General features: G+C 45.9%; 17 protein-coding genes. 15 read left to right on the plus strand and 2 right to left on the minus strand.

All coding sequences use genetic code 11. The features are described from left to right. The first annotated feature begins 70 nt into the window (after positions 1-70). From HU143_RS24280 to HU143_RS24330, 11 genes are all read left to right on the plus strand, one after another. Positions 71-652 (plus strand): hypothetical protein, encoded by a 582-nt coding sequence (locus HU143_RS24280; protein ID WP_000675643.1) that lies wholly within the window; start codon positions 71-73, stop codon positions 650-652. Beyond that, the gene (locus tag HU143_RS24285; protein ID WP_001471568.1) at positions 645-905 is read left to right on the plus strand and encodes a hypothetical protein; all 261 of its coding nucleotides are present in this window, start codon (positions 645-647) and stop codon (positions 903-905) included. The genes HU143_RS24280 and HU143_RS24285 overlap by 8 nt, the downstream gene beginning before the upstream one ends. Continuing rightward, positions 898-1,542 (plus strand): hypothetical protein, encoded by a 645-nt coding sequence (locus HU143_RS24290; protein WP_001065196.1) that lies wholly within the window; start codon positions 898-900, stop codon positions 1,540-1,542. Before HU143_RS24285 ends, HU143_RS24290 begins: the two co-directional genes overlap by 8 nt. Continuing rightward, the gene (locus HU143_RS24295) at positions 1,539-2,219 is read left to right on the plus strand and encodes an ead/Ea22-like family protein (protein ID WP_103398200.1); all 681 of its coding nucleotides are present in this window, start codon (positions 1,539-1,541) and stop codon (positions 2,217-2,219) included. The genes HU143_RS24290 and HU143_RS24295 overlap by 4 nt, the downstream gene beginning before the upstream one ends. A 1-nt stretch (position 2,220) precedes the next feature. After that, the gene (locus HU143_RS24300; protein WP_001749400.1) at positions 2,221-3,081 is read left to right on the plus strand and encodes a DUF551 domain-containing protein; all 861 of its coding nucleotides are present in this window, start codon (positions 2,221-2,223) and stop codon (positions 3,079-3,081) included. Beyond that, complete coding sequence (locus HU143_RS24305) at positions 3,078-3,338, plus strand: hypothetical protein (RefSeq protein WP_001554875.1); 261 nt, start codon at positions 3,078-3,080, stop codon at positions 3,336-3,338. Before HU143_RS24300 ends, HU143_RS24305 begins: the two co-directional genes overlap by 4 nt. 76 nt (positions 3,339-3,414) lie before the next feature. Then, complete coding sequence (locus HU143_RS24310) at positions 3,415-3,648, plus strand: hypothetical protein (protein ID WP_000517420.1); 234 nt, start codon at positions 3,415-3,417, stop codon at positions 3,646-3,648. 178 nt (positions 3,649-3,826) lie between these two features. Further along, complete coding sequence (locus HU143_RS24315; protein ID WP_000269004.1) at positions 3,827-4,120, plus strand: hypothetical protein; 294 nt, start codon at positions 3,827-3,829, stop codon at positions 4,118-4,120. Between the two features lie 6 nt (positions 4,121-4,126). After that, positions 4,127-4,501, plus strand: a complete 375-nt coding sequence (locus tag HU143_RS24320; protein WP_001749397.1) for a hypothetical protein — start codon at positions 4,127-4,129, stop codon at positions 4,499-4,501. Beyond that, positions 4,483-5,415 (plus strand): hypothetical protein, encoded by a 933-nt coding sequence (locus tag HU143_RS24325; RefSeq protein WP_001749396.1) that lies wholly within the window; start codon positions 4,483-4,485, stop codon positions 5,413-5,415. Before HU143_RS24320 ends, HU143_RS24325 begins: the two co-directional genes overlap by 19 nt. Next, positions 5,412-5,774, plus strand: a complete 363-nt coding sequence (locus tag HU143_RS24330; protein WP_001261543.1) for a hypothetical protein — start codon at positions 5,412-5,414, stop codon at positions 5,772-5,774. The genes HU143_RS24325 and HU143_RS24330 overlap by 4 nt, the downstream gene beginning before the upstream one ends. A gap of 1,075 nt (positions 5,775-6,849) precedes the next feature. Here the strand turns inward: HU143_RS24330 and HU143_RS24335 are convergent. After that, positions 6,850-7,206, minus strand: a complete 357-nt coding sequence (locus tag HU143_RS24335; protein ID WP_001062545.1) for a hypothetical protein — start codon at positions 7,204-7,206, stop codon at positions 6,850-6,852. After that, positions 7,207-7,791, minus strand: coding sequence for a hypothetical protein (locus HU143_RS24340; protein ID WP_001749394.1), 585 nt, complete (start codon positions 7,789-7,791; stop codon positions 7,207-7,209). A gap of 174 nt (positions 7,792-7,965) precedes the next feature. On the opposite strand from HU143_RS24340, the gene HU143_RS24345 reads away from it, so the two are divergent. From HU143_RS24345 to HU143_RS24360, 4 genes are all read left to right on the plus strand, one after another. Next, positions 7,966-8,355 (plus strand): S24 family peptidase, encoded by a 390-nt coding sequence (locus tag HU143_RS24345; RefSeq protein WP_000506730.1) that lies wholly within the window; start codon positions 7,966-7,968, stop codon positions 8,353-8,355. Between the two features lie 72 nt (positions 8,356-8,427). Further along, complete coding sequence (locus tag HU143_RS24350) at positions 8,428-8,649, plus strand: type II toxin-antitoxin system Phd/YefM family antitoxin (RefSeq protein ID WP_001190712.1); 222 nt, start codon at positions 8,428-8,430, stop codon at positions 8,647-8,649. Then, positions 8,649-9,029 (plus strand): type II toxin-antitoxin system death-on-curing family toxin, encoded by a 381-nt coding sequence (locus HU143_RS24355; RefSeq protein ID WP_001216045.1) that lies wholly within the window; start codon positions 8,649-8,651, stop codon positions 9,027-9,029. Before HU143_RS24350 ends, HU143_RS24355 begins: the two co-directional genes overlap by 1 nt. 4 nt (positions 9,030-9,033) lie before the next feature. Further along, positions 9,034-9,213 (plus strand): hypothetical protein, encoded by a 180-nt coding sequence (locus HU143_RS24360; RefSeq protein ID WP_001749393.1) that lies wholly within the window; start codon positions 9,034-9,036, stop codon positions 9,211-9,213. Positions 9,214-9,240: the final 27 nt, after the last annotated feature.

Raw genomic sequence — 9,240 nt, forward strand, 5'->3', positions numbered from 1 at the left:
GGCCGCGATCTATTTCTGGCTGTTCTCTATCACTTTTGGCGGCATCGTCGCACATGGGTAAGGGGGATGCATGAAAGGCGAAGTGAAAGAGCGCGGCATGATTTTTAACGATGAGATGGTCCGGGCAATTCTTGGCGGGAATAAAACACAGACTCGCAGGATTGTTGAAGAAAAATTCTATGGACGGGCAGTGGCCGCAGAGTTGCTTGCCAAGCATTGTCCATATGGTCAACCGGGCGATCGTATTTGGGTTCGCGAAACCTACCGGGTACATGGCAAAGCGACGGACGTCGCAACGCTGGTTTATCGCGCAAGCGTGCGTAACTCCTGGACAGAACAAACGCACCGGGTTCCGGTCGAGGTTTGTAATAAACCAGTATCAGAAAAGTGGACGCCATCAATTCACATGCCGCGCTGGGCATCGCGCATTCTTCTGGAAATTACCAACGTGCGCGTTGAGCGGTTGAACGATATCAGCGAATGCGATGCAAGGGCTGAGGGCGCACCAACAGAATCGACCCTCATTGGCGATAAGCATTACCCAGGTTTCCGTAGCCTATGGAAATCAATTTATGGCGAAGATAGTTGGAACGCTAATCCTTGGGTGTGGGTAATAGAGTTTGAGCGTATTCAGGGGGCAACCAGTGAGTGAGTCAAAATGCCAAATTAATGGCAACAAGATAGAACCGTGCGCGGCGTTGGCACAATCCCTGGAGCATGACGCTGAATACACGACGCGAAAAGGTCTGCTGAAATACAAAATCTATAACCATGAATTAATTCATTCACAAGACCTGATCATGCTGCGGTCTGGTGAATTTTCTAAATCGCCTATTCGAGTTTCATTTTGCCCGTTCTGTGGTGAAAGTCTGAAAACGTGGGAAGCGGAGGCAACCAGTGAATAACCGCTTTTACATGATGTGCTTGCGTGAAACTGTGGGTAATAACGCCTCATTCCATTGCCATAACGGCAATGGTTACAGTTCTGATATCGATCGCGCTCATGTTTACACGCTGGAAGAAGCCCAAAAAGCCTGGAATTGTGGACGAGATATCGATCAGCCTGTTTGCGCTGATAGCGTGGATGCAATGGCTGTGTGGCACGTTGATTGCCAGTACATCCCCACAGAAAGCCTGATTGAGTCAGATTGCACTGCGTATGTGGCCTACAAAAAAGGTAGCTGGAACGGCAACGATGTTTACTGGCTTCAACACGGTGGATTGCCAACAGATGACTTCAGTAAAGCGACCATCTTTAGCGTCGCCAACAAAAACGAACCAGGAATAGTTTGGTTGCCATTTTCCATTGCTGATGCAGCAAAGCGTCGGACGTTCAATATCAATAACTTTAACCGCAGAACAATGGTTCAGGGCGCAGGTTTGGTCATGCCTGACTGGTTGAAAGAGCAGAACAGAAGAAAGAAGTCGCGAAGCGGGAAGGTGCGTTGGAATTGTCCGCATTGCGGAAAAATAACCTGGCAGTACAGCCCATATGATTTTGAAGGCTGTAGTGATTACAACTGTGAAGGATGGCGAGAATGACAATTGACTATCAGGCACTGCGTGAAAAGGCAGAGAAAGCAACGTGTGGTGAGTGGTCGCTCGAATATGGAGAGAGCCGATTTGATGGTGATGATGCGCTAATTCATCGTGAAGTTGCTGGATATATTCCCATTTGCAGAATTGAAGGAGCGCATCCAGAAAGCGGTTTCGATGAAGATTTCCAAATGGAACAGCAGGCCAATGCTGAATTCATCGCTGCAGCCAATCCGGCTACCGTCTTGGCGCTGCTGGATGAACGGGAAAGAAACCAGCAATACATCAAACGCCGCGACCAGGAGAACGAGGATATTGCGCTAACAGTAGGGAAACTGCGTGTTGAGCTTGAAACAGCAAAATCAAAACTCAACGAGCAGCGTGAGTATTACGAAGGTGTTATCTCGGATGGGAGTAAGCGTATTGCTAAACTGGAAAGCAACGAAGTCCGTGAAGACGGAAACCAGTTTCTTGTTGTTCGCCATCCTGGGAAGACTCCTGTTATCAAGCACTGCACTGGTGACCTGGAAGAGTTTCTGCGGCAGTTAATCGAACAAGACCCGTTAGTAACTATCGACATCATTACGCATCGCTATTACGGGGTTGGAGGTCAATGGGTTCAGGATGCAGGTGAGTATCTGCATATGATGTCTGACGCTGGCATTCGCATCAAAGGAGAGTGATATGAGCGCTATAACCAAAGAACGTATCGAATTATTCATTAAAAATCCGCTTGATAACGGGCTTACCCGTGGCGAACAAATGGAACTGGCACGAATTGCGCTGGCATCACTGGAAGCCGAACCGGTTGCAGTAAACGACGACATGGCTTACGCATTCCATCACGCATTGTCAGATTCATCGCTAGGCGCTGATGAAGTAGAGGAAATTAAGGCCGGTTTGCGTGCTGCCTTTGCCAACGTCACTATCCAACCAGAGCCGGTAGTGCCGGATGAAATCGAGCCAGACGATAGCAATACGTTTGATTATGTTGATGGCTGGAACGCCTGCCGCGCCGCCATGCTTCAGTCCGGAAACTTTCGGGAAAACAAGAATTCGTCAACCAATAATTTTCGGGAAATCGCGGAAACGTCAACCAACTATCCGGTAATTCCTAGTGAGGTGTTGTCCGCAATCTTGAAGGTTGCCAAGATTCGTGCCGATTTCGATGATTTTGACGGTGACAGGCGAGGTATCGGTGATTGTCTGGATGAGGCTGAGCAAGAGCTTATCGTTACCATTAACAAATATGCCAGTCAGTTGGCAGCAGAACCTATAGCGCCTAATGACGTTCGAGAGCAGACAGCCATTCCGCAAGTTCCGGTAACTCCGGATGGTTGGATAAGCTGTAGTGAGCGAATGCCGGATACCAAAACAGCCGTTCTTGTTGCCAGGGAGTTTGACAGGAAAGGTGACTGGCGAATGAAATGGGCGACTTACATCCCGGGGCATCCTGACGCTAATGATGGGTGGGTAATACCTGGTGCGTCGTGGATTCCATCACACTGGATGCCGCTACCAGAACCGCCGCAGGAGGCGAAATGATGGATGTAAAAGAGAAGGTTTTGCAGGTGATGCGTTCCCGTGCTGCCCTACAAGAGAAAGCTCTCGGCGGTGAATATCCATTCACGATAGCAACCTGGAATCTGCGGTTGGCAATGGAGAAGGAATTTCCTGATGAAGAATGGCGCTCGGCAGATTTGCGCAAAATTCTTATGGAGCTGGCTAAAGACGGAACAGTATCCAAAGATACCCATGCCAGCCGGATTGGTCAGGCGGTATGGAGACTTGAGGTGCGGTAATGAGCTGGCCTGAAGCATTTGCGATTGTAGGCGTAGCTATGGCGATTGCCGCTATTTTTATCTTCTGGGGGTAACGATGGGAAAATTAACTTTTGTTGTCGAATTTGAGGATGGCAAAGAGCCACCTGTTAGCGCCAATCTTGATGTTGCTGGTGGCAGGCTGGTTTCGGTTCTATTTGGTGATTACCGCGACGACTTCTTTCAGCCTGAAGAAGTTGATGTAGTGCGAGAAGCATTAAACGAGCTAAGTGTTGATAACGATGATGCTCATGCGGAAATCATCAAAAAAATGGAACTGCTAACTCACTAAATTATCAATTATGGTGCTATCACCTACGACACCGAGAGAAAATTTATAATGTCAAAAGTAAATGTTTTGATTTTTTCAGCAATTGTTGGCTTTGGTTTTACTGCCGGAGTGCAGATTTATATTGCGTGGGAAAAAATCATCAACTACGCATGGAGTTGTTTTATTAAGTGAGGTAAGTATGTGGAGAGGTAATAGTCATGGCAAAAGCCAGATGATACTTACCGAATATCAGTTTGACCATAAAACCAATAAATCACGTTCAGTATATTTGCTTCGGCACAATAGCCGCGTAAGGAATACCGTGCTGGAGCAAAATCTGACTGTTGAAATGGATAATTACGGTGGCTTCAAGCCAACAATTTCGCTTGATGATTTTCCTCGTGGTTTAAGCGAAAGAGAAGCAATGCTGAAATTAGCAGAATGGCTACAAAGATTAAGCATTGCTATTGAAGATAACTGGTCTGAACCTTAAATTTATATGATGACACTAAAACATTTTCTTGACCGCCCATTATGGGCGGCAGCCGCAGGCTATGACTTTAATTATATGGATTGCATGTCTTATACTGCCAATGCATACGACCATTCGTTCAGCCTGCTGTTTAATTCTTTAAGAATATTGCCGGAAACAGAAGTTGGAGAGCTTCATTTATGGCTATTGGGCTTTATCGCGGCTGTCGTTGGTATTGCTGTATGGCCTTTTATTTTCTGGCTGGTGGCTGTTGTAGTGTGGTTTAAGTGCAAGACGTACCGGAGAAAGTATTTCTTAGGTGATGGAATGACTGATATTGCCAAAATGAACATTGAAAAATGGACTAAGGAATGTGAAAAGAAATGGCGCAAAAAGAAATGACCAGAATCACTGAAGAGCGTATATCAGAGATTATTTCCCGTATCGAAATGTATGGTCACGGTGCTGGATATACGGCAGATGAAGTATTGGCACTTGCCCAAATGGTTTTGGCGGCTTGCAAAGATGATAAAAAAATGAAGTTTATCGACTTGTTAGTGAAGGAGCTGCCTAAGTGCGGCGGGTGGCCTGATGGAATGAGTTATTGTTACCTACCCAGTGTCAATTTAATGGCACCATGCGCGACTTTTGCTTTTGGCTCAGACCACAAAAAAGACACTTTCTTTGGGCGCAATTTTTGTTGTGATATTGAGCTTCCAATTGGTGACCTTGATAGCGATGAATACCAGTCAGTTGTCACTCGCGAACAATACGAATCAGCTCTCATAGCGTCGCAGAAAGTCGAGTTCAATGGTGATGAACTTGAAAGTAAGACTTACAGGTTGGATTTTGGGCAATGGCTGGAACAGCAACGCGGGAAAATCGATGTGGACTGTGGTTGTGTGTCCACTGAAACATTCATGCACTGGCTGCGGGTAGCTTACGAGGCTGGCAACTATCCGGATATTCCGGATAGTTCGGTGCCAGCGCCAGGAAAGGGCGTCACCGGTGAACGTATCCGCATTAAGCCGCATGTTTATCGCGAACTGGTTAACCGTCTCCACGATACAGCGATCAAGTGTGCTGGCACCCAGCAATTACGAGAAAGAATTAGCCGTGTTTTGGGCGACGTTATTACGCCATATCATCATAAACAAGCCGAGAAAAGCGGTCTGGAAAGGTGTCATCTTGAGGCAGCATTAAACATTAAGCCGGGGCATACGCTTGGCATTATTGATGCACTGTTGGTTCATAAGATGGCCATGGCTTTATTGTCGTTGGTGGACGCTGGTGATACAAGCGAGGGTGAAGTATGAGAGTTGCAGATCACATCAAACACCTTGAAAGAATTATCGAAAACGGTGAACTCTTAAGAGATCAGATGAGACGCACGGCAGAAGCCAGGGAGGCGATAATCCGCAGTCAGGCTGGTAAATTAAAGCAATTGTCAGAGATTAACACGCTATACAAGAACAGACGTAACCGGGCGGTGATGCGGCTTCAGAAAGCACGTAATGAAATTAAATTGGTGGAGGCAAAACTGAAAAAACAGATCCAGCGTTACGATCAGCAAGATGCTTTTTATGCCGCCATCAAGGCGGCTGCTAATGAAATAGGCATCTGGAAGTTGCTGGTGGAGAAAGCAAAGACGAAGTTAAATGCCAACGAAAGCTGAACTACAGGTGCCCACCAGCACATACAGAAAATGATTGTTTCCACATCAAGGAGATTTTAATGTTTCACTGAAACATTAAGTAAGCCAGTGCATAATTCCATTTTTTACTGACCTTAAAAGCAAAATCAAAACGATGATGAGGATAATAGCCAGAATCTGGCTAATAATAGGCGCATCTAAAAATGCACTCAGGAACTGAAAAAAAGCGTTCATTCAGGTGGTTCCTTGTCAAATGTAAAGGTGCACTTGCTCACGTTGACGTAGAAACCCAACCCCTATATAGTTGGATTCGGTGAATGAAAGTCGTTAACGTGAGCTTACGGCACATGTTTTCGGAAAAACATCAGGGAACGGCTAATTCCTTGATGCGGGTGGGGTCTGTAATGCAGACCCTATCTATTAACGTCATGATTGCATCTCAAATTTTCTCCTTATCTTCAATTAATCTACATTCATTTCATCTGTTAGCCACCACAATATGTAGAAAATGGCCCTCTTGCAAGTGCATAACTTTGTGGATAACTCAGGAAGGAAAAAGTGGCTTTCGCGCACCTTCGGTCAGACAAGGTGTCCGGGAAAGTCAACGCAAAGAAAAAAATTGTTAAAAATAACGTTTGTTGGAATTGTATATTTCTATCCCCTTCAATGGTTAGCATTCTATTAACATCTTTTTTTAGAGACAGAAAAACATATCGTAACAACATATATACAGTATTAAGAGGCGAGTATTATCCTGCGGTGGGAATTCTGGGTGCTGTTAGATTCGACTTTCTCAGCAGGATTACATCGTCAACTTGCGACGTTGCCGTATGACTTTCGTGTAATAGGTGACAATGATGCGGCTAGTGAGTTACTTGTGAAGTTTTTCGGAAAAGGTTTTGTGGCCTCGGATCTTGATGAGCTACAGCAACATGAAGTGTCTAATTTGATTTTTAGCCATAGCCAATAAGCCTCCCTCCTCCATCAAGGCCACAATTTGTGACCTTAAACAATTTGTTTTCTGCTTTTTCTTATTTGAGGAAATAACGTTGTTGACAGCTAATAGGCTCGTTGTTGTTATACATGCCTGTATAGATTATGACCGTAAATTATTAGCGGATTTTAAGCCATATTCACCGTTGTAGAAATTACTCATGTTCCATTCATTAGGAAGTTCTTTTCTGTCCAATGTATAGTGGCGCACGATATAACGATCTTCATCTTCTTCGATGGACAGGCGGACATAGCCAATGTGAATCACCGATACGGGCGGTGTTCGTATTGCATAGATGTCGCGGAGATATACCGGCAGCTCGACAAATGCATCAGGTGCATCTGTGATGCTCGTTTTTTCACAGTATTCATATAACGCATCGTTGATATCGTTAAGAGATTCATGATCGTATATTTCCAGGTAATTACCGCGATCACGATGGTACTCGATTTTAGCCATTCAAAATCCCCTGTTATCGTTTTGCATTTCTCTAATCCGGTTCAGAACTACTTCGTGCTGGACTTGGATAGCGGCTTTTTCGTTTTCAAGCCGGGCAATAGACATCTCTAATTCTTTGCTGTACCAGGCGAGCTGGGCCAGGTTCATCCGGTTGTGGTCGAGAGTTGGAGACACTTCGACGCGATCCCTTTCTTCCTGCTTTAATGAGAAGAGATTTATCTCATCCCTTGAGGAAAATTCAGCAACAATTTCTTGTTGATGATCCGGTCGCTGCGGCATCCTCGCCAGTATAAATGGCGGTTCTTTTGAAAACATGAATGTCGGTTCAGACCGTGTTTTTACCCAGCTTGCCTGCTGTCTTTCGGCAAGTTCACAGGCTTCATCATAGTTATCTGCCAAACAAAGCACGGATGGACGGTCCCACGCCCCACCATTCAGACAATAAACTACAATTTTCCCGTCAGGTTGTGTAACCCCATATGGATGGTCCCACCAGGCGTCCAGCTGAGCTTTAGAGCGTTTCTCGTTAGGAGTGCAGTCAAAATTTTTGGGCAATACAGGATCGAGAGGAATGCGATTAGGCATAGCTAATTCCTTATTAACTGATTGGCAACGAGGTTACGCTGATCCGTTGGTGATGAATAGTAGCAAAGAGCACAAAATCATCAGCGGTGGTTGATGTACGTAACGCGTTTGCACCAAAGGTGTCTCTTTAATGTATACTGTATAAATGAACAGTATTATTGAGGTGAAAACGCTATGGGCTTCCCTTCTCCTGCGGCGGATTATGTTGAAAGCCGAATTTCTCTTGATCAGCAACTAATCAGGCATCCATCAGCAACCTACTTCATGCGGGCAGCTGATAGCCATCACCGTGAGGGAATATTGCAGGGTGCTTTGCTGGTGGTTGATTCCTCGCTTACTCCGGTTGATGGTTCTCTGCTTGTGTGCGCTATGGAGGGTGAATATCGCATAAAGAGATACAGGAAGTATCCGCGCCAGCACCTGGAGGATTTAAGCACCGGGAAGAAAGAGGCGTTACCAGTAGATGACGATGGATACACGGGCAGTAATGCTGTTTTTGGTGTGATCACTCATGTCATCAATGATGCCCGAAGTGGGGAATTTGATGATTGTCCGGTTATTTAAGCTGCAAAGTGCTGGTGCTTTATGCCTGTGAAGTTTATAATTGTGTACACATAACGAGTACACGAGGTGTTTATGCAATCCATTAACTTCCGTACCGCGCGTGGCAACCTTTCTGAAGTGCTCAACAATGTTGAAGCCGGGGAAGAGGTTGAAATCACCCGCAGAGGCCGTGAGCCAGCAGTAATTGTCAGCAAGGCTACTTTCGAAGCCTACAAAAAAGCGGCGCTGGATGCTGAATTTGCATCCCTGTTTGACACCCTGGACTCCACCAACAAGGAACTGGTTAACCGATAATGAGGCATATATCACCGGAAGAACTTATTGCGCTTCATGATGCGAATATAAGCCGCTACGGCGGCCTGCCGGGAATGTCTGATCCGGGTAGGGCAGAGGCCATTATCGGGAGAGTTCAGGCCAGAGTTGCCTACGAAGAGATCACCGACCTTTTCGAAGTCTCCGCCACCTACCTGGTGGCTACAGCGAGAGGGCATATATTCAATGATGCCAATAAGCGTACCGCGCTAAACAGTGCGCTGCTATTTCTACGCCGTAACGGGGTGCAGGTATTTGATTCACCTGAACTGGCAGACCTTACTGTAGGCGCTGCGACTGGCGAGATATCTGTATCTTCTGTCGCCGACACGTTACGTAGATTGTATGGTTCTGCGGAGTAGATTAATGGCACGCAAATACAACAAATTGTCCCTTGAAGCGTTAAAGATGCTTCTTGATGGCGTGAGTCGCCGCAAGGTAAAGCAATACCTGGTTGGTAAGCAAATTGGAGTCAGGACCGCTATTGCTGTGTTATGCCGTCAGGAAATGGTTGTGCTTAAACAGAGAATGCCGGGCAGCAGATAAAGCCCAATCAGTGATTAAAGGTGTGAT

Origin of the sequence: Salmonella sp. SJTUF14076 (assembly GCF_015534835.1) — a bacterium.
GTDB lineage: Bacteria > Pseudomonadota > Gammaproteobacteria > Enterobacterales > Enterobacteriaceae > Salmonella > Salmonella enterica.

Excerpts from the sequence above, each read along its gene's own strand:
- HU143_RS24280 (WP_000675643.1), top strand. The coding sequence starts at position 71 with ATGAAAGGCGAAGTGAAAGAGCGCGGCATGATTTTTAACGATGAGATG.
- HU143_RS24295 (WP_103398200.1), top strand. The coding sequence starts at position 1,539 with ATGACAATTGACTATCAGGCACTGCGTGAAAAGGCAGAGAAAGCAACG.
- HU143_RS24300 (WP_001749400.1), top strand. The coding sequence starts at position 2,221 with ATGAGCGCTATAACCAAAGAACGTATCGAATTATTCATTAAAAATCCG.
- HU143_RS24305 (WP_001554875.1), top strand. The coding sequence starts at position 3,078 with ATGATGGATGTAAAAGAGAAGGTTTTGCAGGTGATGCGTTCCCGTGCT.
- HU143_RS24310 (WP_000517420.1), top strand. The coding sequence starts at position 3,415 with ATGGGAAAATTAACTTTTGTTGTCGAATTTGAGGATGGCAAAGAGCCA.
- HU143_RS24315 (WP_000269004.1), top strand. The coding sequence starts at position 3,827 with ATGTGGAGAGGTAATAGTCATGGCAAAAGCCAGATGATACTTACCGAA.
- HU143_RS24320 (WP_001749397.1), top strand. The coding sequence starts at position 4,127 with ATGATGACACTAAAACATTTTCTTGACCGCCCATTATGGGCGGCAGCC.
- HU143_RS24325 (WP_001749396.1), top strand. The coding sequence starts at position 4,483 with ATGGCGCAAAAAGAAATGACCAGAATCACTGAAGAGCGTATATCAGAG.
- HU143_RS24330 (WP_001261543.1), top strand. The coding sequence starts at position 5,412 with ATGAGAGTTGCAGATCACATCAAACACCTTGAAAGAATTATCGAAAAC.
- HU143_RS24335 (WP_001062545.1), bottom strand. The coding sequence starts at position 7,206 with ATGGCTAAAATCGAGTACCATCGTGATCGCGGTAATTACCTGGAAATA.
- HU143_RS24340 (WP_001749394.1), bottom strand. The coding sequence starts at position 7,791 with ATGCCTAATCGCATTCCTCTCGATCCTGTATTGCCCAAAAATTTTGAC.
- HU143_RS24345 (WP_000506730.1), top strand. The coding sequence starts at position 7,966 with ATGGGCTTCCCTTCTCCTGCGGCGGATTATGTTGAAAGCCGAATTTCT.
- HU143_RS24350 (WP_001190712.1), top strand. The coding sequence starts at position 8,428 with ATGCAATCCATTAACTTCCGTACCGCGCGTGGCAACCTTTCTGAAGTG.
- HU143_RS24355 (WP_001216045.1), top strand. The coding sequence starts at position 8,649 with ATGAGGCATATATCACCGGAAGAACTTATTGCGCTTCATGATGCGAAT.
- HU143_RS24360 (WP_001749393.1), top strand. The coding sequence starts at position 9,034 with ATGGCACGCAAATACAACAAATTGTCCCTTGAAGCGTTAAAGATGCTT.